Here is a 25,876-nt window from a genome sequence, read left to right on the forward strand (position 1 = left end):
AATAATCGGAAATGCTGATAATTATAGTGTATCTAAGTCTTCGTTTTGAAAAGAAGTCTTATTTTTGAGGAAGTGTTATAAACAGACGAACTATTAAAAAAGTAATTTCTATAAAAATTTACTTCAATCTCTTTCTAATTCCATGAGCCAGAAAATCCTAAAAAGCATTCAAAATATCCCTGCTACATTCATTGGTCACAATACTAATTTGGCGCTAGATGCGATTGCTATAGACAGCCGTTCGCTGCAAAACGGACCTCAAACTTTATTTTTTGCATTAATTGGCGCTCATACTGATGCACATCATTACATCAAAGATTTAATAGAAAATGGTGTTCAAAATTTTGTAGTGACCCATATTCCTGAAGATTGTCAGGGGAAAGGCAATTTTTATATCGTATCGGATACCTTGATGGCCTTGCAACAGTTTGCAGCGAACTACCGTAGTCTTTTTGATTTTCCCGTTATCGGACTGACTGGAAGCAATGGTAAAACGATAGTAAAAGAATGGCTCAACTTTTTATTAAGTCCTGATTTTAATGTCATCCGAAGTCCAAAGAGTTACAACTCCCAAATTGGTGTTCCGCTGTCCGTGATTGCGATTAATGAAAAACACAATTTAGGGATTTTTGAAGCCGGTATTTCTACTCGTTTAGAAATGGAAAAATTAGAAGCGATTATCAAACCAACTATTGGAATTCTTACAAATATTGGAACGGCACACGATGAAGGATTTAAAAATGTAGCAGATAAAATAGTTGAAAAATTAAAGCTTTTTGAGTGTGCTCAAGTTTTAATTTACAATAAAAATGAAATCATCGATACTTATATTAATCCCGGAATGAAAGTGTTTTCTTGGAGTTGGAATGATAAAAGTGCTTCTGTTTTTGTTTCCAAAAAAAGTGTTTTAGACAAGACTATCTTGAATATTCAATTTGGGCAGGAGCATTTTGAGATAAAAATTCCGTTTCAGGACATGGCATCTGTTGAAAATGCAATTTCATGTTTGATGGTTTTATTGTATTTTAAATACGATGAAAAAACCATTCAAAACCGAATGGAATTGTTGTATCCGGTAGAAATGCGATTAAAAGTCAAAAACGGAATCAACAATTGCAGTATTATTGACGATAGTTATAGCTCCGATTTTCAGTCCTTGAAAATTGCATTGGATTTTCTCGAAAGCCAAAAACAATACGAGAAGAAAACGGTAATTCTTTCTGATATTTTTCAGAGCGGTTTATCTAATGAAGAGCTGTATGACAAAGTTTCCCAGTTGATTGTTTCCAATAGAATTGACAGGGTAATTGGTATTGGTGAAACCATTTCGGCATTCAAAAATAAATTTTCTCATTGTGTCACTTTTAAAAACACAGCTGCATTTGTCGCTGATTTTGAAAACTTGGACTTTGGTAACGAAACCATTTTGATAAAAGGGGCGAGGTCGTTCCAGTTTGAAGAAATCGTGTATTTGTTAGAAGAGAAAACTCACGAAACGGTTTTGGAAATCAACTTGAATGCGATTAGTTATAACTTAAATTTTTTTAAATCAAAGCTGACGCCAAAGGTGAAAATTATGGTTATGGTAAAAGCCTTTGGGTATGGTAACGGCGGACTCGAAATTGCCAAATTATTAGAACATCATAAAGTAGATTATTTAGGTGTGGCTTTTGCCGATGAAGGAATTTCTTTGAAAAACGGGGGTATAAATGTGCCTATTATGGTTCTCAATCCGGAGAATACGAGTTTTTCGGCCATTATTCAACATCAGTTAGAACCGGAGATTTACTGCCTGAAAGGATTGTATGCGTTCTTGAAAATCGCAAAACAAAAAAAATTAAAACATTTCCCTATTCATATTAAATTTGATACGGGAATGCATCGATTGGGTTTTGAGGAAAACACCATCGATGAAATGATAGCAGCACTTAAAGGGAATACTACAGTTCAAATAAAAAGTATTTTGTCACATTTGGCCACGAGTGATGATCTCGAGCACATGGATTTTGCCCATTCCCAAATTGCTTTATTCGAAAAGTTATCGTCTAAATTGATGTTTGAATTACAAATAAAACCCTTGCGACACATCTTGAATACCTCGGGAATCAGTAATTTTTCGGATTCGCAGTACGATATGGTGCGTTTGGGAATTGGACTTTACGGTGTTTCAAATGACGCAGAAGAACAAAAACAACTTGAAAACGTGGGTACGCTGAAATCCGTGATTTCGCAAATAAAAACCATTGCTGCTGGTGAAAGCGTAGGATATGGTCGCCGATTTATAGCCGAAAAACCAACGAAAATCGCGACTATTCCCATTGGATATGCTGATGGAATTTCCAGAGGCTGGGGCAACGGTTTAGGATTTGTCATGATAAAAAATACCAAGGCGTACATTGTTGGTAGCGTATGTATGGATATGTTGATGGTTGATGTCACTGGAATCGATTGTAAAGAGGGGGATGCAATAATTATTTTTGGTGAAAACCCAACAGTATCTTTCATAGCCCAGAAATTAAATACCATTCCGTATGAAATTCTTACCAGTATTTCGCAACGTGTAAAACGAGTGTTTTACAGATGACAAATAAATTTGAGGAAATGACGGCTAATTAAATTAAAATTTTTATTAAATTCGTTTTTCAAAAAATAGATTTTAATCAAAAAAAATGAAGTATGGGTTTTTTCGGTGATTTTAAAGCTTCTTTAATGAAAGGAGATGTTTTAACTCTGGCAACTGCGGTAGTAATTGCAGGTGCATTTGGTAAAATAGTGGGCAGCGCGGTAGATGATATTATTATGCCAATAGTAGGTTTGATAACCGGTGGTATCGATTTTACCCAGAAATTCATCACTTTGGATGGCAATCGTTATCCTGATTTGGCTACAGCAAAAAAGGCTGGGGCCGCTGTGATTACGTACGGAAATTTACTCCAAGCTATTATTAACTTTATTATTATTGCATTTTTTGTTTTTGTGATTTTAAGAGCCGCTGAAAAAGCTAGAAAAAAAGAAGAAGTTATTGTTGTAGCTGTTCCAGCCGGACCAACTCAAGAGGACTTATTGATTCAGATTAGAGATTTATTAAAAAAATAATTTCTGCTACATTATATATTTTAACTAAACCGCTTCGTAATCGAGCGGTTTTTCTTTAAAAGTTTGTCTAAAACTGTAGCGGCTTTTTTACCATTAAGAAATTAAGATACATTAAAAAGCATTTTGAAACTTAATTCTCTTAATTGCTTAATGGTTCAAAAATTATATAGAATGTTATTTCACAAGCTTTGCCATTCAAAAAGAAACAAGTACTTGAAACAATTTTACTTTTTATTCTTTGTGTATTTAGTCAAATGTTATAAATGTAACATTTTGTTATTTTTTGTGAAGCCACTTGTTTTGATTTCAATATTAGTTACTTTTGTACTTCAAATTTAATATTCAGTAATAAAATATAAGATGAGAATAGCAGTTGTAGGCGCTACCGGAATGGTTGGCGAAGTAATGTTGAAAGTTTTGGCAGAAAGAAATTTCCCGGTATCAGAATTAATTCTGGTTGCTTCTGAGCGATCAGTAGGTAAAGAAATTGAATACAAGGGTACAAAATATAAAGTGGTAGGCATGCAAACTGCAGTAGACATGAAAGCAGATATTGCTTTGTTTTCTGCGGGAGGAGATACATCTTTAGAATGGGCTCCAAAATTTGCAGCAGCAGGAACAACTGTTATTGATAATTCCTCGGCTTGGAGAATGGACCCAACCAAGAAATTAATTGTGCCGGAAATCAATGCAGCTGAATTGACTACAGCGGATAAAATCATTGCAAATCCAAACTGCTCTACCATTCAAATGGTATTGGTTTTGGCTCCTTTGCATAAAAAATACAACATCAAACGTGTAATTGTTTCTACCTACCAATCTATCACTGGAACTGGAGTAAAAGCAGTGCAACAATTGGAAAATGAATATGCAGGTGTTTCAGGTGAGATGGCGTATAAATATCCAATTCACAGAAATGCGATTCCACAATGTGATTCATTTGAAGAAAATGGATATACTAAAGAGGAGATGAAACTGGTTCGTGAAACCAAGAAAATATTAGGCGATAATACAATTGCTGTTACCGCTACTGCAGTGCGTGTGCCAATTGTAGGCGGACACAGTGAAGCAGTAAACGTAGAATTCTTGAATAATTTTGAGGTAAACGAAGTGAGAAATATTTTGCACCATACCGATGGTGTAGTGGTTCAGGATAATAATGACACCTATACCTACCCAATGCCAATGTATGCACAAGGAAAAGATGACGTTTTTGTTGGTAGAATTCGTCGTGATGAAAGCCAGGAGAACACCTTGAATATGTGGATTGTTGCGGACAACTTGAGAAAAGGAGCAGCGACAAACACAATACAAATTGCAGAATATTTGATTGCAGCCAAATTGGTTTAAATCGATTTTTATGTTAAAAGGAAACCATTTGCTTCTCAAAATTATATTTTGTGAGACAAATGGTTTTCTTTTTTCTTGTTTTTGTTACCTTTGGCTCAAATGAAAAAGAATAAATTCATAGTAAGTCTTTCTCTGGTTGTTACAGTAATGTTCTCAATGCTGTTTCAGTCATTTCATACCTATGAGCATTTGGAAAAACAGCTTTCCCAAAAGCAGTGCCACCATAAATACAAGGTTTCCGGTACGGAGATAACACATCAACACCACAAATTAGACCATTGTTATGTTTGTGAATTTGCCTTTGGAAGCTACATTACTCCAAAAGATTTCTCGTATCAATTGTACTCTAAAATTGAAGAAATCCCTTATTTCTTTATTGCTGAGAGAACCATTATTTCCTTTTCCGGCAGTTTGTATTCTCTTCGAGGTCCTCCTGTAAATAGTTAAATTCAATTTATTTTCCATGCAACTTCATTAATTTGATTTTGTTGGAGACATTTTTATTAACTAAATAATTCCATTCTAAGCAACTACTCCTTTGGAGAAAGTCGACAGCAGGAATATTACAATCATTTCCAATGAAAAAATTTATTATTACCCTGTTCTTGGGGTTTTCAGCGATGCTTCAAGCACAAAATACGCTATCGGGAACCGTGACTGATTTGAAAAACCAACCCATAAAAGGGGTTTCGGTATATGCATCCGAATTGCACAAAGGAACCACCACCGATGAAAACGGAAAATATGCATTTTCCAATCTGCCAAGTAGAAACATAAAAATCAGCTTTAGTTTCTTAGGATTTGCGACCCAAAATAAAACCATAAACAGTCTTCAAAACGAAAACACGCTAGATATCATCCTTGAGGCAACAATCTTCGAAATGGACGAAGTTATTGTTTCAACCGCTTTCAATAAGATACAATCGCAAAACGTGATGAAAGTGGAGCACGAAAGCATCAAAAATATGCAACGAAAAGGAACGTCCACTTTAATCGAAGGGTTGGCCACTATCCCGGGAGTTTCGCAGGTTTCTACCGGAACCTCTATTGGGAAACCGGTGATTCGCGGTTTGAGCGGCAATCGTGTTTTGGTGTATTCACAAGGCGTTCGAATAGAAAATCAACAGTTTGGTGATGAACACGGTTTGGGATTGAACGATTCCGGAATAGAAAGTGTTGAGGTGATTAAAGGACCGGCTTCTTTGTTGTACGGTTCCGATGCTTTGGGTGGCGTTTTGTATTTTAACCCCGAAAAATTTGCTGATGCGAATACTTTTAAAGCAAACTTCAGTCAAAAATATTTCTCGAATACCGCGGGAAGCAATTCCTCTTTGGGTTTGAAAACCTCCACAGACAACTGGAAATTTATGGCTCGGGGAAGTTACAATACCCATTCTGATTATCAAACTGCTGATGGCGACCGAGTGACAAATACCCGTTACAATGAAACCGATTTTAAAACAGGAATTGGGTATAGTAATGCCAAGTTTTCAAGCGTACTGCGTTACAATTATAATGAATTAGATTTAGGAATTCCGGAAGATGGTATTGCGGACCAAACGACGAGCAAGAAAACTGGATTTCCAAAACAAGGAATTTTTAATCATTTGTTGAGTTTGAACAATGTTTTCTTTTTCGAAAAATCAAAGTTGGATGTCGACTTAGGGTATATTGCCAATGATCGAAGTGAGTTTGAAGACAGCAATGTGGCCATTTTGCACATGAAATTGAAGACATTCAATTACAATGCAAAATACCATCTACCGAAAATGGGAAAAATAGAAACCATTGTTGGGGTACAGGGAATGCACCAAACCAATAGAAATTCAGGGGAAGAATATTTAATTCCGGATGCGGTTACCATTGATTTTGGCGTTTTTGGGACAGCTAATTATGAGTGGAATACGAATGTGCTACAAGCCGGATTGCGTTTCGATAATAGAAATATTATTACGGATGCACAAGGAACTGCAGGTGAAGAAGGTTCCTTTAAAGCTATCGATAAATCATACGACAGTTTTAATGCATCGTTGGGTTACAAAACTAATCTGGCCGATGATTTGACGTTGCGGTTGAATGTAGCTTCAGGATTTAGAGCGCCAAACCTTGCCGAATTAACTTCTAATGGAGTTCATGAAGGAACGAATCGCTATGAAGTAGGAAACAGCGATTTAGAAACCGAGCAAAACGTGCAAACGGATTTAAATTTAGAATACAAAACGGATCATTTTGAGTTTTTTGTAAACGGATTTTACAATCACATCAACAATTATATTTACACCTCGCCAACTGGAGAAATCGTTGCAGAGAACGATGTTTTTGATTATATTCAGAATAACGCTAAATTGTATGGAGGCGAAATCGGACTGCATTTTCATCCGCATCCATTGGATTGGTTGCATTTTGAAACGAGTTATGAAACTGTAACCGGTGAGAAGCAAAACGGAGATTACTTACCGTTAATCCCGGCAAACAATTGGAACAACACCATTAGAACCGAATTCAAAATCAAAAACTGGTTAGAAGATGGTTTTGCAACCCTAAATGTTTCCAGCACGTTCAATCAAAAAAATGTAAGTGGATTTGAAACAGAATCGAATGGGTACAACTTAGTGAATTTAGGTTTTGGCGGAATTGTAAAGTTGGGTAAAACTGCTTTTGATGTCAATATAAACGGGAATAATTTATTTGATAAAAGATATATTGCACATCTTTCTCGTCTAAAAACCGATGGTATTCCAAACATTGGAAGAAACATCATTTTGGGTGTGAATTTTAATTTGTGATTTATTTGCAGGAGTAAAAAACAAAAACGCTATTCGAAAGAGTAGCGTTTTTTTGGTTTAAGCACAAAAAGCATTTATTACTGTTTCAGTGCTTTTTTCGTATTATTGTGTACAGAATCGAATGAATTTTATAAACCAAAATAATGATGCTACAAAACCAATCTGTAATTCCTGATATTAAAGCCATTATAGCAGCTTCGAAAGACAAAGCGATTAAAGCTGTGGACAATGAAAGAACCTTGATGTATTGGTATATTGGGCAACGTATTTTTGAGGAAGAACAAGACGGGAAAGAACGTGCAGATTATGGAACATACTTAATTAAATTCCTCGCTGAACAATTACAACCAGAATATGGAAGTGGCTTTTCTTATCGACAATTAAATTGGTATCGCCAATTTTATCGCACTTTCCCAATTGTGTCCGCACTGCGGACACAATTGAGTTGGACACAATATAAATTCCTTTTAGCAATTGACAATCAATATAAAAGAGAGTTTTATGTTGCGGAAAGTGTTCAGCAATGATAAAGAAAGCGTACTCGCTGTTGCCAAAAACGAAAAACTGCCTTCGGATGCTAAAGAGATTATAAAAGACCCGATGTATTTAGAATTTTTGGGACTAAAACGGGAAGCGGCTTATTACGAAAGAGATTTAGAAAGCGCTATAATTACCCATTTGCAAGATTTTTTATTGGAACTGGGAAATGGTTTTTCATTTGTCGCGAGACAAAAAAGAATACACATTGATGGCGATGAATTTTTTACAGACTTAGTTTTTTATAATCGAATATTACAATGCTTCGTCATTATCGAAATCAAAACAGATAAACTTACGCATCAGGATATCGGTCAACTACAGATGTATGTCAATTATTACGACCGAATAGAGAAACTGCCCCGTGAAAATCCAACTATTGGTATTTTGCTTTGTGCCAATAAAAATGACGGTGTCGTAAAATTTACGCTGCCGGAAAACGAAAAAAATATTGTAGCCAGTCAATATAAATTATACCTGCCAACGGAACAGCAGTTGTTGGAAGCAGTGAATATTGAATTACAGAATTTTGAGCAAGGAAAAGAAAGTGAATAACGCACCGTCAGGATACAGATATTGAATAGAATACTTAGTCATTTAATATTTTGTCTTTAGTAATGATATTAGATTTAAAGTTTTTACAAACCCTTATTTAAGAAAACAAGCAAAAAACTTAAATAACTTTTCCTTTAATTAAGAAAACTGATAGAAAACTTAAATAAGGAATGAATAATTTAAGTAAATGAAGAAGTATCTTAATTACTATATTTGAACTTAATAGAAATATTTTATAAAATCCCTTTCTCCAAACACCATTTTTTAGTTTTATTTAGGACTTTCTCACCGTTACAAGACTAACTATTTTCCCTATTTTTGTAATAACCTAAAACAGAATCTAATGAAATGAGCATTAAGGTAATTGGGTCGCAAGCACCAATGATAATATGCGACTCGAGCATAGCGAACAGGTGAAACAATTACAAATGACCAATGAAAAACAATAAATATCAACATATGAAAAAAACTTTTTTAATAATGGCTGTATCTTCTGCAATGGCAACTTTTGGCCAAAATCAAAAACCAAAAATGGTAATTTATCCCACAACAAGTAAAGGGGAAACCGTGGATGTGTATTTCGATACTAAACTTCCGGATCCGTATCGCTGGCTCGAAGACGACAAATCAGTAGAAACCGGTGCTTGGGTAAAAGCCCAAAACGAAGTGACCTATGGTTATTTAGCTCAAATTCCGTTTCGTGATGTGCTGAAAGCAAGAATGGAAAAACTGTGGAATTATGAGAAAATAGGAGCGCCTTTCAATGAAGGAAATTTCACGTATTACTATAAAAATAACGGTTTGCAAAACCAATCGGTGTTGTACAGAAAAGACGCCAAAGGAACCGAAACCGTGTTCTTAGATCCCAATACGTTTTCTAAAGACGGAACCACATCGCTTGGCGGACTGGATTTCTCCAAAGACGGTTCTAAAGTAGCCTACGCTATTTCAGAGGGGGGAAGCGATTGGAGAAAAGTCATTATCATGGATGCCATTACCCAAAAAATAATCGAAGACACTATAGTCGACGTGAAATTTAGCGGTGTGTCTTGGAAAGCAAACGAAGGATTTTACTATTCCAGTTATGACAAACCAAAAGGAAGCGAATTATCGGCTAAAACCGACCAACATAAATTGTATTTCCATAAATTGGGAACTGCACAAAAAGACGATAAAGTAATTTTTGGTACCAACCAAAAGCGCCGTTATGTAGGTGGTGGAGTTACCGAAGACGACCGTTATTTAGTAATTACGGCGTCAAATTCTACCTACGGAAACGAATTGTACATCAAAGACTTGACAAAACCAAACAGTCCTATTGGGACTATTGTGGATAATTTCAAGAGCGACAACAATATCATTGAGAACGAAGGCGGAAAATTATTCATAGAAACCGACTTGAATGCGCCCAACAAACGCATCGTTACCGTGGATGTCAACAACCCAAAACCGGAGAACTGGAAAGATTTTATTGCAGAGACTGAGAATGTGTTGTCTCCATCAACAGGTGGCGGTTATTTCTTTGCTAATTATATGAAAGACGCCGTTTCGGTGGTAAAACAATATGATTATTCGGGGAAACTGGTTCGTGAAATTAAGTTGCCAGGCGTAGGAACGACCGGTGGTTTTGGCGGAAAGAAAAAAGAGAAAACATTATATTATTCCTTCACAAATTACATTACGCCGGGTTCTACTTTTTCATTCGAACCACAAACCGGAACTTCTACGGTGTATCAAAAACCAAAAGTAGATTTCAACAGCGAGCAATACGAGTCCAAACAAGTGTTCTATACCTCCAAGGACGGAACCAAAATCCCGATGATTATCACCCATAAAAAAGGATTGAAACTCGACGGAACAAATCCAACGATGCTGTACGGTTACGGAGGGTTTAACGTGAGTTTGACACCAAGTTTCAGTATTGCCAATGCCGTTTGGATGGAAAACGGAGGCGTTTATGCCGTACCAAATTTACGTGGCGGTGGCGAATACGGGAAAAAATGGCACGATGCCGGAACCAAAATGCAAAAACAAAATGTATTTGATGATTTCATAGCAGCCGCAGAATATCTGATTGCAGAGAAATATACATCCTCACAATACCTAGCCATTCGTGGTGGGTCAAACGGAGGATTGCTAGTGGGCGCTACCATGACGCAACGTCCAGAGTTGATGAAAGTCGCTTTGCCGGCAGTGGGCGTGATGGACATGTTGCGCTACCACACCTTTACCGCAGGAGCAGGCTGGGCGTATGATTACGGAACGGCGCAGGACAGCAAGGAAATGTTCAGCTACATCAAAGGCTATTCTCCCGTACACAACATAAAAAAAGGGATTCAATATCCGGCAACGATGGTCACTACTGGCGATCACGATGATAGAGTAGTGCCGGCGCACAGTTTTAAATTTGCTGCCGAATTACAGGAAAAACAAACCGGAACAAACCCAACCCTAATTCGTATTGACATCAATGCAGGACATGGCGCCGGAAAATCCGTGGCAGCAACCATTCAGGAAAACGTCGATATTCAGGCCTTTACCTTATTCAACATGGGAGTCGTTTTATTGCCATAGTTGGAATAACAGGATTTATTCTGTCCCGACGCTTCGGGATATTTCAGGATTTATTCTGAATTTATTTCAGGAGCTTTTTCCTGCTGTACACTGTATCTTTTCCTCCGCCGAAAGAGGCGGAAGGAAAAGGGTGCCATTGCCATCAGGGCTCATATCTTTGCTAAGGTTAGAGATTTATGAAATACTTATCTTTGAAATAGTAACAATTGATAAGCAAAATGAAGTTGCAAAATTCTATCAGAGCCAGATACGTCAAAGATGATATTGTAAGCTAGGTTAATCAACTTCATTTTAATTACATTTCAAGTCACAATAGTGCTTAAGCACTAGGTTTTGAATTTAGATGCAGTATAACTTATGAGCCAAGATCCGTGTACTTTTTTGTTTATCGTAAATTTAAAAGTTATGGATTTAAAGTATTCAGTAGGTTCAGATGTTTCAAGCAAAAAGATTGATGGCTGTATTAGTGTTATAAACGAAAACAACAAGTAACTTTTAAATCAAAAATTGTTTTCAGCAACAATTTAGAGGGATATAAAAAACTAGAGCATTGGATTGAAAAGGGGCACAAAGTGCACCAAGTTCCTTTGGTTATTTGTATGGAAGCTACGGGTATTTATCACGTGCTTTGTATTTATTTGAAAAGGATTATAAAACCTCAATAATTTTGACAAACAATGCGAAAAAATATTTAGAATGTTTGGGTTTGAAATCAAAGAATGATTCGATAGATGAGAGAGGACTATCACAAACGGGAGCAGAACAATGTCTGGAATTATGGCAGCCATTGGGTCGTTTTTATTATGAATTGCGTCGTTACACCAGGCAACATCAAAATATTCAGGAATTGAAATCTGTAATTAATAATCAATTACACGCACTGGAGTTTGGGATGTATCGAACAGAATCAATAATCAATCAGCTAAAAAGCACCTTAGAATTATTTGATTTGCAACTAAAAGAATTAGATTATAGCATGAAGTTGCATATCAAGTCGAATGAGAATATAGAAAGAAAAGTCAAAAATATTTTGGCGATGAAAGGTCTTGGAACACTTACAATAGCTACAATATTAGCCGAAACAAATGGATTTGAGTTGTTTAGGAATTACAAGCAATTGGTGTCCTATACAGGGTACGATGTGGTAGAATCACAATCAGGGACACGTGTTGGTAAAACTAAAATATGCAAAAAAGGGAATTCTAGAATACGAAAAAATTACATATGCCTTTACTGGTAGTGATTCAATGTAAAGAAAAGCCATTTTTAGATTTATATAACCGAACCTTTGAAAAACACGGGATAAAAATGAAAAGTTATGTAGCAGTACAGAAAAAATATTAGTAATGGTCTATCATTTATGGAAAAAGAATGAAATATATGATTCCACTTACAAAGAAAATATCCAAGAAAAAGAGCAGGAGCTTTCTTCTCTGCTCGTCTATGAAAAAGGCGCATGCCTAGAAATAGAAGTAAAAATTAGCCCCAAACAAGTTGAGGCTAAACAAGGTAAACGTCCGGTGAAAAATCACAGTACGCTTCCTCTCTGCTAATTCAAAGATATTAAAATATTAATCAATATAAATTAGGTATTCAAGATAGTACCTAGATTTCTTTGGAATCCAAATACCAAGAATTACATCTCATTTCTCATATCAATTTGCTAAATTTGCACCAAAATTAAACTCCGATGAGCAATATCAGAATTACAAAACAATTTAGTTTCGAAACCGGACATGCCTTATACGGCTATGACGGGAAATGTAAAAATGTCCACGGACATAGTTATAAATTGTCAGTAACGGTAATTGGAACTCCAATAATAGATCGTTCCAATGTGAAATTTGGAATGGTGATTGACTTCACAGATTTAAAAAAAATTGTAAAAGAAGAAATTGTAGATCAATTTGACCATGCAACTGTTTTCAACGGAACAACGCCGCATATCGAATTGGCAAACGAATTAGTGAGCCGCGGACACCACGTTATTTTGGTAGAGTACCAACCAACGAGCGAAAACATGGTAGTTGATTTTTCTCAAAGAATCATCAGCCGATTACCGGAGGGAATCTCTCTTTTTTCCTTAAAATTACAAGAAACTGATTCTTCTTTCGCTGAATGGTTTGCCAGCGATAATGTGAAATCCATAATGTAACTCCATGCAATTACCCAATAACAAAAAAATATATTTCGCCTCCGATCAGCACTTTGGAGCGCCAACACCCGCATTGAGTTTTCCGAGAGAACAAAAATTTGTGGCTTGGCTCGACGAAGTAAAAGGCGATGCTGAAGCTATTTTTCTATTGGGCGATTTATTTGATTTTTGGTTCGAATATAAAACCGTAGTCCCAAAAGGCTTTATTCGTATTTTAGGCAAACTCGCCGAAATCCGAGACAGCGGAATTCCAATTTATTTCTTCGTAGGAAATCACGATTTATGGATGTCCGATTATTTCCAGAAAGAACTCAATATTCCCGTATTTCATGGCAATCAAGAATACACTTTTGGGAATAAAACATTCCTAATTGGCCACGGAGACGGAAAAGGCCCTGGCGATTTAGGATACAAACGCATGAAAAAAATATTTACAAATCCGTTTTTCAAATGGCTTTTCAGATGGCTTCATCCTGATATTGGCGTGAGACTGGCGCAATACCTTTCGGTAAAAAATAAACTGATTTCTGGCGATGAAGATGTGACTTTTCTTGGCGAAGACAACGAATGGCTCATTCTTTATTCTAAAAGAAAATTAGAAATCAAACACTACAATTACCTTATTTTTGGCCACCGTCACTTGCCTATGAAAGTAACAGTAGGAGAAAATTCCGAATACGTCAATCTTGGTGACTGGATTACTTATTTTACCTATGGTATTTTTAATGGCGAGAATTTCGAAATCAAAAAGTATCAATAAATTTTAAGATTTTCTTCTTTACTTTTGTTTTTTTTGATTGTCTAAAAAGCTTAAAAATTAGCATGTGGTTTAATATTAGCGTCTTCTTTTTGTATATATTTGATTGAGGTAATATTTGATGATTATAAGATCAATCTCTATAAATTTGGCAGGATTTTGATGCTTTTGTCAGACCTATATAAACTTTACCCGCGATTTTAAAAAGACGAAGAATATTAAATAGATTTAATGGAAAATAAAGTAATAATTTTAGTTTTCTTATTTGTAAGTTTTATTGGGAATTCTCAAAATATTTCAAATGACAATCTTGACAAATTAGTATCAAACTTTATCAAAAAACTTGTTGAAAAGAAAATTGACACTGTTTGTATTTATGAAAGTTATTGTGTTGGTTGTGATATTACATTTGACTTTTCAAATTTAAATGATAAAGAAAAACAAGAATTGTGCAGAGACGAACTTATCAATCAACCTGTTTTTGTGTTTTGGAAAGAAAAAGGTAAAACATTTATAACCAAAATAAATAATTGCTATGAATATTCAGAGATTGAAGGTTTCGAAGATGATTTTTGGGTCATATATTTTGAAAATATTAATATTATAGAAAAAGAAAAAATAAAGAATTTCCAATATAAATTTTATAGGAACGGCAAAAAAACATATAGTTCAATTTTTAGAGATCATTCAGACTACCAGAGCTTTAAATTCATACTAAATAACAAAATAGTTGCTAAGTATTTTGACAATTTTAAATTGGAAAATGCAACGGATAATTTTGATAAAAAAAGATATAATATGAACTACACCCATAATAACTCTTTAATAAGTAAAAAAATCATTGACATCCTTGAAAAAAACATTCGTAGCATAAAAGAAAGTCAATATTTAATAATTAGGAAGCGATAATGAAAACAGGAGTAAACAAACTCTGGTTGGTGCCAGCGTCTCGTTCGTGTCTGCAAAAAAAGTTTAAATGATATTTAGCAAATCTCTAATTCATTCCCACGCCATACAAATAATCATCTAAATTTATTTTAAATAAAGTCCCTTCCACTAAGTCTTTTACGGCATCTAATTCTTCCATGGAAACGGCCAAATCAATTTGGGAACAAGGCGTTTTGAGTAAAAATTTGTGGCATTTGTTTTTCAGTTCACAATTGTCGCAGCATTTATTTTGGATGTAACTGTCCTCAATACAGCGCTTAAATAGTTGCAGTTCCTGCTGGGTAAAATAAAAGCCCGTTTCTCTAAAAACTAGTTGAACTTTGTCTAGTACAACATCATTATCCTTTCTCCAGTAAAAAGCCGTGCCTAAATGGTTATGATATATTTGTTTTATTTCTTGCATGTGTCATCAGTTTGAAACAAAAATACGCATTATTTATATTTGTTCTAAATAATAAAACATAAAAAAGGCATAAAAAAGTCGGTAAGTAATCCTGCGGTCTGGATACATCTTAAAATAGAACACAGATAACACGGATCGAACAAATTAACACAGATTTAAATTTGTCCTTTTCTATTCTAATTGAAAAAGGAATGTACCGAAGTATCATAATCATGTTGGTTTTTCATGTTATAATCACAAAAATCTGTGACGACCGGTCTAATCTGTCAAATCTGTGTTCTATTCTAATGTATAAATATATTTGTGTTCAGACAGTAGTAATTACTCGCTCTTTTCGTGTTCTTCAATATCTTTTTGCAAGTCCAGTTTTCTAAAAGTAGGCGATACGGCTCCGGTAAGAAATACGGTAATCAATGTCATGCTTCCGCCAAAAACTACAGCGCTAACGGTTCCCATCAGCTTTGCGGTTAATCCGCTTTCAAAAGCGCCCAATTCGTTAGACGAACCCACAAAAATAGAATTCACGGCTGCAACTCGGCCTCGCATGTGATCAGGAGTCTTCAATTGCAAAATAGTTTGGCGTATCACTACTGAAATCCCATCGAAAACACCGCTTAAAAATAAAGCCGCAACGGACAACCAAAATATAGACGAAAGTCCAAAAATGATAATACATATTCCAAATGCAAAAATTGCCGACAATAATTTCATACCCGCATTTTTAGTAAAAGGAATATAAGCGGATATTATTAGCATTAAAAATGCGCCAACTGCCGGAGCGGCTCTCAAAACACCAAATCCCTGCGGGCCTACTTTTAAAATATCCTGCGCAAAAATGGGCAACAAAGCTACAGCTCCTCCAAAAAGAACGGCAATCATATCGAGTGTTAAAGCACCCAAAATTGTTTTATTGTTGAAGACAAATTTCACGCCTTCCTTCAAACTTTCCATAATGGGTTCGCCAATTTTTGGATTCAAAATAGGTTTTGTTGCGATTTGGGTTAAAGCCATTAACGCAAGTAGTGAGCATCCCAAAACAATCGACATGGACCAATGAACACCAATCCAATTGATCGAAAAGCCGGCTACTGCAGGTCCTAAAACGGAACTTATTTGCCAAACAGAACTGCTCCATGTAGCAGCATTTGGGTATATTTTTTTAGGAACAATCAATGCCAAAAGAGAAAATATCGTCGGGCCAAGAAAAGCACGAACCAATCCGCCTAAAAACACGAAAAAGTAAATGGAGTATAAAATAGTTTGAGCAGAAAAATCTTTTATAAAGGGTGGCCACGTAAATAAAAACAGACCCAAACTAATGATTGAAAACCCTAAAATACATTTGAAAAGTAATCCTTTTTTCTCCTTTTGATCGACAATGTGTCCGGCAAATAAAGCCATTGAAATGGCTGGGATGACTTCCATTAATCCAATGATTCCTAACGACAACGGATTTTTGGTCAAACTGTAAACTTCCCATTCAATGACGATAAACTGCATCGACCAGCCAAAAACCATGGCAAAACGCAATAACAAAAAAATGTTGAATTCTTTATAACGCAACGCCGAGTAAGGGTCTTTTTTTTTCATAACAAAAGAATCATTCTTTAATATCTCGCAATCGCAATTGCAAACTTAATTTTCCTTTCCATTCATTTTCATCGATGCAATACACGGCTTTAAAAGTTTTTTGATGAGTAGTCAATTCGATTTTGTTTCCCAAATTAAAACCAATTGCTGCAAGACCTTCGGAGTTGTTTTGTTTTACAAAAAGTTTTAAATGTTCGTCTTCTTGACCTAGCGGTTTTCCGTAGCCGGTGTCTTTGATGTTTTTGGTTAGGAAAATTGGCGTCATATTTTGCGGTCCGTACGGTTCAAATTGTTTCAGGATTCGAATTAATTTTGGAGTAATATCGGCAAAATCAATTTCGGCATCAACTGCAATTTCGGGTGTCAACATATCCGGATGGATGGTCCTTTCGACTTCTTTTTCGAAAGCATCTTTGAAGATTTGATACTTTTCTGCCGCCAAAGTCATTCCTGCAGCATACATGTGACCACCAAATTGCTCTAAATGCTCGGTACAGGCTTCGAGTGCATTATATACATCAAATCCTTTTACAGAACGTGCAGAAGCCGCATATTTATCCCCACTTTTGGTAAAAACAAGTGTTGGTCGATAATACGTTTCTATCAATCGGGAAGCGACAATTCCAATCACACCTTTGTGCCAATCTTCTTGAAAAACGACGGAGGTAAAACGCTCTTTTTCATTGTTTTCCTCAATTTGCTGTAACGCTTCTTTGGTGATTAATTTGTCTAAGTCTTTTCGCTCCGAATTATACGCTTCAATTTCAGAAGCAAATTGTTGGGCTTGCTCAAAATCAAATTCAGTTAATAATTCTACCGCATGATTCCCGTGTTTGATGCGACCTGCAGCGTTTATTCGGGGCGCAATGATAAAAACAACATCGGTAATATCTAAAGTTTGTTTTTTTATTTGGTGAATGATGGCTTTAATTCCTGGTCTTGGGTCAGTGTTAATGACTTGTAATCCAAAATAAGCCAGCACCCGATTTTCGCCGGTCATTGGGACAATATCAGCGGCAATGGCAGCCGAAACTAAATCCAGATACGGAATCAAATCATCAATTGTCTGGTTTCGGTTTTGGCCCAAAGCCTGAATCAATTTAAAACCGATTCCGCAACCACACAATTCATCATAAGGATAGTTGCAATCGTCACGTTTCGGGTCGAGAACGGCAACGGCTTGGGGTAAAAAATCTCCCGGTCTGTGGTGGTCGCAAATGATAAAATCGATATGTCTCTCTTTGGCGTAAGCCACATGATCGATGGATTTTATGCCACAATCCAAAGCAATAATGAGTGAAAATCCGTTGTCATCAGCAAAGTCAATTCCTTTAAATGAAATTCCGTAGCCTTCATCATAACGATCCGGAATGTAGGTTGCCACGTTTGGATAATAGGTTTTTAAATAGGAAGAAACGAGAGAAACTGCGGTGGTTCCATCGACATCATAATCGCCAAAAACGAGAATATTTTCGTCATTTTCAATTGCTTTTTCAATTCGAGCGACTGCTTTTTCCATATCTTTCATCAAATATGGATCATGCAAATCATCTAAACTCGGACGAAAAAATCGTTTGGCATCTTCAAATGTTTCAATACCGCGTTGTACTAGTAAAGTGGCCACAAAATCTTCTACATTCAAAGCTTTCGCCAAATGTTGTACAGTTTCTTCGGAAGGTTTTGGTTTTAAAGTCCAACGCATATTGATTTGGGATTATAAAATTTTGTTAGGAATTTTGTCAGGTCGAGCGCAGTCGAGACCAACTGATGTGTCTCGACTGCGCTCGACCTGACATCGGATTGTAATTTTATTTCAATACTAAAGCACTTCCGTAAAATGCAATTCCATCCCAACCAGTTTTCATGAAATTACGAATATTTTGATGATCAGTTCCGTTTGGATTTTTTAAAACATCTTCGTAATAATAAGCTCCAAAACAGGACAACGTTTCCGCTTCAGATAGGTTTTGAATTTCGGCGAAAGAAAATAACTTGCAAGATCCTGAATTTTCTCCAGCAGCATTGTGTTGCAAACCGTTCTCAAATGCCGTTGGAGTAAAGTCGTAGTTTTCTTCAATTATTGCAATAGTTTCTGCAAAAGCGATGGATTGGGGTGTTTGCTTTAATTTTTCTAAAAAGGATTCTAAATTCATGTTGTTTTTATAGTTTATTCTTCTTCCGAAAATTTACTTTTTTTAGGTTCTTTAATGATTGTTTTTCCACTGACTACGACGACAATTTCTCCTCTTGGCGCTATTTTATCAAAATGAGCGATCACTTCTTTCACCGTTCCGCGAACATTTTCTTCGTGTAATTTGGATAATTCTCTAGAAACCGAGATTTGACGGTCTTCGCCAAAATAAGGGATGAATTCTGCTAAAGTTTTCACTAATTTATGGGGAGAAACATATAAAATCATCGTTCTAGTTTCTTCTGCCAACGCTAAATATCGGGTTTGTCGCCCTTTTTTGTCAGGCAAAAATCCTTCGAAAACAAATTTATCATTGGGTAAACCGCTGTTGACTAATGCCGGAACAAAAGCCGTCGCGCCAGGCAAGCATTCCACGTCAATTCCGTTTTCAACACAAGCGCGGGTCAATAAGAAACCAGGATCCGAAATAGCAGGCGTTCCGGCATCGGATATCAAGGCAATATTTTCTCCTGCTTTCAACCTCGAAATTAAATTCTCGATGGTTTTGTGCTCGTTGTGCATGTGATGGCTGTACATGTGCGTGCCAATTTCGAAATGTTTTAACAATTTTCCGCTCGTACGCGTGTCCTCGGCGAGAATCAAATCGACTTCCTTAAGAATCCGAATCGCTCGAAAAGTCATGTCTTCGAGATTGCCAATAGGCGTAGGAACGATGTATAATTTTGACATAGATAAAATAATTAAATACAGATTTTAGATTAAATCTGTATTTGTTCAAATGTATATTCAGAAAAAGTAAAGGTAATTTACAAGAATTTTTTCTCTATAATATCCATAAAACGTTCCTCATACTCTTGTTTTCCTTCCCAATTGTTGTAATCCGGCTTTACCATTTCTTGGATAAAATCTCTGGTTTCGTAAAACGTATTAAACGTGATTAATTGATTCAAAACGCGGTTATAATCCTCACCGCTGTTTCCAAAAAGGTGTTTAATAAAAGCAATGCGGTCATTCAAATCGATGTTGATTCCTTTGGCTAATTTTTCGTTCAACGAAACTGTTTTTGGTTCCGCAATTTCTTCTTTTGCGGGAATCACTTTTTCGTCTTCTGCAACGCTTTCTTTTGGAGTTTCGATTACCACTGCAGTAGGTATATTTTCAATTTGTTGCACTTTTACAAACTGAGTGTCATGGTAATTTCCGCCCAATAAATCTTCGAAAGAAATTTGTATCGGTTCCAATTTCTTTGGTATTTCCAGTTCCGTTTGTACTTCCTCCTCTTGAGATAGTTCAAAAGCCGGAGTGAATGGAGCATTTTCAGGTTCTGAAGCTTCTTTTTCCTCCGCAACTATTTCTTCCTCAAGAATGGGGTCTTCTTTTTCTTCTGCGGTTATTTTTTCATTGGAATTTGTTTCTTCCAAAGGCAATTCTTCAATTTCTTTTTCTACTATTTTTTTTTCAGATTCATCAGCGGTGACTGTTGTTTCTTCCAAAGGAGCCTCAACAGTTTCTTCGACCTCGATACTTGTTTTAGATTCACCGGCAGTTACTGTTGGCTTTTCCAAAGTTACTTCAGCAACGCTTTCTTCTGGAACAATCGTTTCAGATTCAGATGCATCAGCAGTTGATTTTGATTGTTCTAATGGTGTTTCAGGAATTTGTTCGGCACCAGTTTCTTCGACTGCAGCTTTGATTTCCGGTTGAACCGATTCCTTTTTATCAAAAATAGATTCAATTTTTTGCTCTACTTCAGCAGCGCCAATAGTTGGTTTTGCCTCACTAAAGTGTTCGTCTACAAATCGTAAGACAGAAAGTTTTTCATATAGTTTCTGCGTTTCCAGATATAATTGATTGATATCAGATTTATTTTTTAGTTGTAATACTCTGTGTGCAATGCTGATTAAATCGGCTTCCAATTTTTTTTTCATAACTTTGAAATTATAGTGTGTTAGGCGGGTCTTTATTGTTGCGTTTTGTCTTCCGTTTTATATCTTCCCGGGAAAATGAAATCTTTGTGTAGGAGATTTTTATTTTTTTAAATAAGTGCTCGCTAATCTCCGATTTGAGATAAATTTTATACTTTTGAAACGACGTAAAAGTATAAAATTTTTAAGTCGGTTTATCCTTTACAAAGTAATAAAAACTATTCATTTTTTAAGCCAGAAAAATACAAAATGTTTCTCGAAAATACAGTAAATCATAAAGAGCAATTTGGTTGGATTGAAGTCATATGTGGCTCCATGTTTTCGGGTAAAACCGAAGAATTAATCCGTCGTTTGAAAAGAGCCCAGTTTGCCAAGCAAAAGGTTGAAATTTTCAAACCTGAAATTGACAAAAGATATCATGATGATATGGTCGTTTCGCATGACGCCAATGAAATCCGTTCCACACCTGTCCCTGCTGCTGCAAATATTGCTATTTTGGCGCAAGGTTGTGATGTGGTGGGCATTGACGAAGCACAGTTTTTCGATGACGAAATTGTCAAAATTTGTAACGATTTGGCTAATCAGGGAATCCGGGTAATTGTTGCCGGATTGGATATGGATTTTAAGGGAAATCCTTTTGGTCCAATGCCCGCATTAATGGCGACAGCCGAATATGTTACTAAAGTGCACGCCGTATGTACCCGCACGGGAAATCTTGCGAATTATAGTTTCCGTAAAACAGACAATGATAAGCTCGTTATGCTGGGTGAAACCGAAGAATACGAACCGTTGAGTCGTGCCGCGTATTACCACGCGATGCGGAAAGATCAGGAGAAGTAAAATAGAAATCCTCTCCCAAACCCTCTCCGAAGGAGAGGGAGCCGAAAACTGGATTGAAATACAAAAGTATTAAAAATTTAAAGCCCTTTCAGAATTCAAAATTCTGAAAGGGTTTTAAATTTAAAAAAATATTATTTTTTGTGCCAGATTTAAAAAAAATAAAGAATGAGAACCTATAATTCTGGATTGTAATGCGCAATTACAAAATCGTAATTAGTTACATCTTCTTCCTCATTCTCGCTACCGGAATATCGAGTTGTTCTCGGTATTTTGCAATCGTTCTTCTGGCGATTGGATAGCCTTTTTCTTTTAGGATTTCGGCCAGTTGATCGTCTGGAAGTGGTTTTTTCTTGTCTTCTTCCTCAATTGTATTTTGAAGAATTTTCTTTATTTCCAGTGTTGAAACATCTTCCCCTTGGTCGTTTTTCATCGATTCCGAGAAGAATTCCTTAATCAGTTTCGTACCATAAGGCGTTTCCACATATTTGCTGTTGGCCACACGTGAAATGGTCGAAATATCTAGACCCACCATGTCCGCAATGTCTTTTAAAATCATCGGTTTCAACTTGGTTTCATCACCCTCCAGAAAATATTCCTGCTGATAATGCATAATCGCGTTCATGGTTACAAAAAGCGTCTCTTGGCGTTGACGGATCGCGTCGATAAACCATTTAGCCGAATCCAGCTTTTGTTTGATAAACTGCACCGCATCTTTTTGCTGTGCTGATTTATCTCTGGAATCCTTATAGGTTTGCATCATTTCCTGATAATCTTTGGAAACATGCAGGGAAGGAGCATTTCGTCCGTTTAAGGTCAGTTCCAGTTCGCCGTCGACAATTCGGATAGCAAAATCAGGCACTACGTTTTCCGTTACCTTATTATTTCCAGTAAAGGATCCACCAGGTTTTGGATTTAGTTTTTCTATTTCGTGAATGGCTTTTTTCAGTTGCTCATTTGAAACATTATATTTTTGTAATAGCTTATCATAATGTTTTTTGGTAAACGCATCAAACTGATTTTCGATAATATCAGTTGCTAATTCTACGGATTCCGTTGGTGTTTTGTGTTTTAATTGCAACAACAAACATTCTTGTAGATCACGTGCGCCAACGCCGGAAGGTTCTAGTTCATGTATGACCAGCAACATTTTATCCACCATTTTATCATCGGTGTAAATGCCTTGGGTAAACGCCATATCGTCCACCATGTCAGGAACGCTGCGACGGATATAGCCCATGTCATCAATACTTCCTACTAAAAATTCAGCAATTTCGCGTTCTTCATCATTCAATATAAACGTATTCAACTGATTAATTAAATCCTGGTGAAAACTTACCGGTGCGGCAAAAGGCGTTTCGCGATCTTCATCGTCGTCACTGTAATTGTTGGCCTGTGTTTTATAATCCGGAGTTTCGTCGTTGCTTAAATATTCGTCAATGTTGATGTCTTCGGCGTCAATTCGATCTGATTCCGAATCATCATAATCGTCATAATCTTCGTTTTCGAATTCGTCTTTTTCATACTCATCTTCTTCTTTTCCAGCTTCTAAAGCAGGATTTTCGTTCATTTCTTCTAATAAACGTTGTTCAAAAGCTTGCGTAGGCAATTGAATTAACTTCATCAACTGAATTTGTTGAGGAGATAATTTCTGTGATAATTTTAAATTTAAGAATTGCTTTAGCATATTTAAGGCATTAATTTATTTGCTTTTTTGCCACTAAGACGCAAAGGCACAAAGTTTTTTTATTTAATTTTTACTGCCACAAAGGAGTTAAGTTTATTAATAATTCTTTTTTGTGTAAATAAATCTTCTAATGCCACTTTTTATTAATGGAACATTGAAATTGATTAAAAATCCTAAATCTTTGTTTAGCAATTTCAAATGGCTTATGATTTGAGCTTCCCAAACCGGATTTACTTTTTCTACCGGATTTACTTCTATAATAATTGAATCTTCAACTAATAAATCGAGTCGTAAACCTTCACTAAATTCGATGCCATCGTAAACAATGGGAATGTCTATTTGTCTTTTTACAGCAAGACCCGCTTTACTGATTTCGTGAGCCAAACAAACTTCATAAACTCCTTCCAATAAACCAGGTCCAAGTTCTTTATGAACTTTAAAAGCCGAATTAACAACTATTTTAGCAATGGCTTCAGTTCTTTCTGTAATCATTTTTTATTTTTTTTACTACTAACTTTTTTTTCTTGCCAAGAAGGCACCACGTCGCAAAGCCCTTTATCTAAAATAGTTTATCACAAAAACACAGATAAAACAATAGTTTTTTTTACAATTTCTTTAAGTCTTAATGTATTCACGTAAAACTTCTTTTCAGTTTTACAAAAGTTTTTAATTTTCATTCTTCACATTAAAAAACTTAGTGTCTTAGTGCCTTTGCGGCAAAACCTTTTTTTTTAGTTTTATGTTTTTTTAATTTTCATTCACCACATTAAAAAACTTAGTGTCTTAGCGTCTTTGCGGCAAAACCTCCTTCCAACTTTACAAAAAAAAACTTAGTGTCTTAGTGCCTTTTCGGCAAAAAAACTTCGTACTAAAATCTAAAATTCCGCATTCATCGGCGTTCTTGGAAAAGGAATTACGTCACGAATGTTTGTCATTCCTGTTACAAATAATACCAATCTTTCAAATCCGAGTCCAAAACCAGAGTGAACTGCTGAACCGAATCTTCGGGTATCAAGGTACCACCACAATTCCTCTTCGTCAATTCCTAAGGCTTTCATTTTTTCAACCAAAACATCAAAACGCTCTTCTCTTTGAGAACCTCCCACGATTTCTCCAATCCCTGGGAAAAGGATATCCATGGCGCGAACCGTTTTTCCGTCTTCGTTCAAACGCATGTAAAATGCTTTGATATTTGCCGGATAATCAAACAAGATTACCGGACATTTAAAATGTTTTTCCACCAAATAACGTTCATGCTCTGATTGTAAATCAGCTCCCCATTCGTTAATGATATAGTTGAATTTTTTCTTTTTATTTGGCGTACAGTCTCTTAAAATATCAATGGCTTCGGTGTATGAAACACGTTTGAAATTATTTTCCAAAACAAAGTTTAGTTTGTCGAGTAATGCCATTTCGCTTCTCTCCGCAACTGGTTTCGATTTCTCTTCATCCAATAATCTTCCTTCGAGGAATTTCAAATCTTCCGGACATTTTTCCAAAGTATATTTGATTACATGCTGAATAAAGTCTTCGGCAAGATCCATGTTGTCATTCAAATCATTGAATGCCACTTCTGGCTCAATCATCCAAAATTCTGCAAGGTGACGCGAAGTATTCGAGTTTTCGGCTCTAAAGGTGGGTCCAAAAGTATAAATTTGACCCAAAGCCATGGCGAAAGTTTCTCCTTCCAATTGTCCCGACACCGTAAGGTTCGTCTCTTTCCCGAAGAAATCTTCCTTATAATTCACTTTTCCATCTTCGGTTCTTGGGGTCCCGTCAAAAGGCAAAGCGGTAACTTTGAACATTTCGCCAGCACCTTCGGCATCCGATCCCGTGATGATTGGTGTATTCACGTACACAAAACCTTTCTCTTGAAAATAACTGTGAACTGCATACGACAACACCGAACGTACACGCATTATAGCTCCAAACATATTAGTACGAACTCTCAAATGCGCATTCTCGCGCAAGAAATCCAAGCTCGGTTTATTTTTAGGTTGTATTGGGAATTTCTCCGCATCGGAATCCCCAAGGATTTCCAGCGTAACGACCTGAATTTCAAATTTTTGTCCAGCACCTTTACTTTCCACCAACGTTCCCGTTACTGATATGGCTGCCCCAGTTGTTATTCTTTTTAAGGTCTCGTCTGGTGTGTTCTCAAAGTCGACAACACATTGTATATTATCAATGGTCGAGCCATCGTTTAAGGCAATAAATTGATTGTTTCTAAAAGTTCTCACCCATCCTTTTGCATTCACTTCATGAAGCGTTGTTGTGCTGTTTAATAAGTCTTTAACTTTTGTATGTCTCATTTTGGGTATATAATTGATATTAAATAGTGTCTTGTGACTGAACTGCAAATATAAATGATTTGTTTTAAAAGTCATTGAGAGAAATAGGGTAATCAGGAGCTATTTCCCGCTATTCGCTATATCTTTTACTTTTTAAAGGAAAAAGTAAAAGGATGCCGCTGCTATCGGGGCTAAGCGAAGGGAGTTATTTAGGATTACTTTAAAACTATTCT

Annotated in this window: 23 protein-coding genes; 14 read left to right on the top strand and 9 right to left on the bottom strand. The window is 36.1% G+C overall.

Translation table 11 applies throughout. From position 1 onward, the window contains the following. The first annotated feature begins 142 nt into the window (after nt 1-142). The 13 genes from ACNQGJ_RS02775 (at nt 143) to ACNQGJ_RS02835 (ending at nt 14,719) form a co-directional block, all read left to right on the top strand. Entirely contained in the window at nt 143-2,584 is a 2,442-nt protein-coding gene (locus ACNQGJ_RS02775; RefSeq protein WP_417970298.1) for a bifunctional UDP-N-acetylmuramoyl-tripeptide:D-alanyl-D-alanine ligase/alanine racemase, read from the top strand. A 92-nt stretch (nt 2,585-2,676) separates the two neighbouring features. After that, nucleotides 2,677-3,096: a large conductance mechanosensitive channel protein MscL gene (gene mscL / locus ACNQGJ_RS02780; RefSeq protein ID WP_417970296.1), complete on the top strand. Its 420-nt coding sequence runs from the start codon at nt 2,677-2,679 to the stop codon at nt 3,094-3,096. Between the two features lie 360 nt (nt 3,097-3,456). Continuing rightward, on the top strand, nt 3,457-4,446 hold the full coding sequence (locus ACNQGJ_RS02785) for an aspartate-semialdehyde dehydrogenase (protein ID WP_417970294.1): 990 nt from the start codon (nt 3,457-3,459) through the stop codon (nt 4,444-4,446). Nucleotides 4,447-4,545: 99 nt separating this feature from the next. Next, entirely contained in the window at nt 4,546-4,893 is a 348-nt protein-coding gene (locus tag ACNQGJ_RS02790) for a hypothetical protein (protein ID WP_417970292.1), read from the top strand. 131 nt (nt 4,894-5,024) lie between these two features. After that, entirely contained in the window at nt 5,025-7,232 is a 2,208-nt protein-coding gene (locus ACNQGJ_RS02795) for a TonB-dependent receptor (RefSeq protein WP_417970290.1), read from the top strand. 143 nt (nt 7,233-7,375) lie between these two features. Further along, nucleotides 7,376-7,759, top strand: a complete 384-nt coding sequence (locus tag ACNQGJ_RS02800) for a DUF1016 N-terminal domain-containing protein (RefSeq protein ID WP_417970288.1) — start codon at nt 7,376-7,378, stop codon at nt 7,757-7,759. Then, nucleotides 7,734-8,324: a PDDEXK nuclease domain-containing protein gene (locus ACNQGJ_RS02805; RefSeq protein WP_417970286.1), complete on the top strand. Its 591-nt coding sequence runs from the start codon at nt 7,734-7,736 to the stop codon at nt 8,322-8,324. The genes ACNQGJ_RS02800 and ACNQGJ_RS02805 overlap by 26 nt, the downstream gene beginning before the upstream one ends. Before the next feature lie 480 nt (nt 8,325-8,804). After that, nucleotides 8,805-10,898: a prolyl oligopeptidase family serine peptidase gene (locus ACNQGJ_RS02810; RefSeq protein ID WP_417971357.1), complete on the top strand. Its 2,094-nt coding sequence runs from the start codon at nt 8,805-8,807 to the stop codon at nt 10,896-10,898. A gap of 667 nt (nt 10,899-11,565) precedes the next feature. After that, nucleotides 11,566-12,138: a transposase gene (locus tag ACNQGJ_RS02815; RefSeq protein ID WP_417980308.1), complete on the top strand. Its 573-nt coding sequence runs from the start codon at nt 11,566-11,568 to the stop codon at nt 12,136-12,138. Nucleotides 12,139-12,244: 106 nt separating this feature from the next. Next, nucleotides 12,245-12,451: a hypothetical protein gene (locus ACNQGJ_RS02820; protein WP_417970282.1), complete on the top strand. Its 207-nt coding sequence runs from the start codon at nt 12,245-12,247 to the stop codon at nt 12,449-12,451. Between the two features lie 137 nt (nt 12,452-12,588). Then, complete coding sequence (locus tag ACNQGJ_RS02825) at nt 12,589-13,053, top strand: 6-pyruvoyl trahydropterin synthase family protein (RefSeq protein WP_417970280.1); 465 nt, start codon at nt 12,589-12,591, stop codon at nt 13,051-13,053. Between the two features lie 4 nt (nt 13,054-13,057). Continuing rightward, the gene (locus tag ACNQGJ_RS02830; protein WP_417970278.1) at nt 13,058-13,813 is read left to right on the top strand and encodes a UDP-2,3-diacylglucosamine diphosphatase; all 756 of its coding nucleotides are present in this window, start codon (nt 13,058-13,060) and stop codon (nt 13,811-13,813) included. A gap of 228 nt (nt 13,814-14,041) precedes the next feature. Beyond that, entirely contained in the window at nt 14,042-14,719 is a 678-nt protein-coding gene (locus ACNQGJ_RS02835; RefSeq protein ID WP_417970276.1) for a hypothetical protein, read from the top strand. Between the two features lie 85 nt (nt 14,720-14,804). Here the strand turns inward: ACNQGJ_RS02835 and ACNQGJ_RS02840 are convergent, their stop codons facing one another. From ACNQGJ_RS02840 to ACNQGJ_RS02865, 6 genes are all read right to left on the bottom strand, one after another. Beyond that, nucleotides 14,805-15,161 (bottom strand): hypothetical protein, encoded by a 357-nt coding sequence (locus tag ACNQGJ_RS02840; protein ID WP_417970274.1) that lies wholly within the window; start codon nt 15,159-15,161, stop codon nt 14,805-14,807. A gap of 321 nt (nt 15,162-15,482) precedes the next feature. Next, on the bottom strand, nt 15,483-16,751 hold the full coding sequence (locus tag ACNQGJ_RS02845) for an MFS transporter (RefSeq protein ID WP_417970272.1): 1,269 nt from the start codon (nt 16,749-16,751) through the stop codon (nt 15,483-15,485). A gap of 10 nt (nt 16,752-16,761) precedes the next feature. Next, the gene (gene recJ, locus ACNQGJ_RS02850) at nt 16,762-18,453 is read right to left on the bottom strand and encodes a single-stranded-DNA-specific exonuclease RecJ (protein ID WP_417970270.1); all 1,692 of its coding nucleotides are present in this window, start codon (nt 18,451-18,453) and stop codon (nt 16,762-16,764) included. Nucleotides 18,454-18,559: 106 nt separating this feature from the next. Next, nucleotides 18,560-18,904: a HopJ type III effector protein gene (locus ACNQGJ_RS02855; RefSeq protein ID WP_417970268.1), complete on the bottom strand. Its 345-nt coding sequence runs from the start codon at nt 18,902-18,904 to the stop codon at nt 18,560-18,562. A 14-nt stretch (nt 18,905-18,918) separates the two neighbouring features. Next, nucleotides 18,919-19,632 carry a 16S rRNA (cytidine(1402)-2'-O)-methyltransferase gene (rsmI, locus tag ACNQGJ_RS02860; protein ID WP_417970266.1) on the bottom strand — a complete coding sequence of 238 codons (714 nt, stop codon included), beginning with the start codon at nt 19,630-19,632 and terminating at the stop codon, nt 18,919-18,921. Nucleotides 19,633-19,709: 77 nt separating this feature from the next. After that, a complete protein-coding gene (locus tag ACNQGJ_RS02865; protein WP_417970264.1) occupies nt 19,710-20,831 on the bottom strand; it encodes a prolipoprotein diacylglyceryl transferase in 1,122 nt (373 codons plus the stop codon). A gap of 246 nt (nt 20,832-21,077) precedes the next feature. On the opposite strand from ACNQGJ_RS02865, the gene ACNQGJ_RS02870 reads away from it, so the two are divergent. Next, complete coding sequence (locus ACNQGJ_RS02870; protein ID WP_417970262.1) at nt 21,078-21,668, top strand: thymidine kinase; 591 nt, start codon at nt 21,078-21,080, stop codon at nt 21,666-21,668. A gap of 217 nt (nt 21,669-21,885) precedes the next feature. Here the strand turns inward: ACNQGJ_RS02870 and rpoN are convergent, their stop codons facing one another. From rpoN to asnS, 3 genes are all read right to left on the bottom strand, one after another. Next, the gene (gene rpoN, locus ACNQGJ_RS02875; protein ID WP_417970260.1) at nt 21,886-23,352 is read right to left on the bottom strand and encodes an RNA polymerase factor sigma-54; all 1,467 of its coding nucleotides are present in this window, start codon (nt 23,350-23,352) and stop codon (nt 21,886-21,888) included. A 96-nt stretch (nt 23,353-23,448) separates the two neighbouring features. Then, nucleotides 23,449-23,844, bottom strand: coding sequence for a GxxExxY protein (locus ACNQGJ_RS02880; RefSeq protein ID WP_417970258.1), 396 nt, complete (start codon nt 23,842-23,844; stop codon nt 23,449-23,451). A 383-nt stretch (nt 23,845-24,227) separates the two neighbouring features. Continuing rightward, nucleotides 24,228-25,664, bottom strand: coding sequence for an asparagine--tRNA ligase (asnS, locus tag ACNQGJ_RS02885; protein WP_417970256.1), 1,437 nt, complete (start codon nt 25,662-25,664; stop codon nt 24,228-24,230). Between the last annotated feature and the right edge of the window lie 212 nt (nt 25,665-25,876).

Source organism: Flavobacterium cryophilum (assembly GCF_048286555.1).
Taxonomy (GTDB): domain Bacteria; phylum Bacteroidota; class Bacteroidia; order Flavobacteriales; family Flavobacteriaceae; genus Flavobacterium.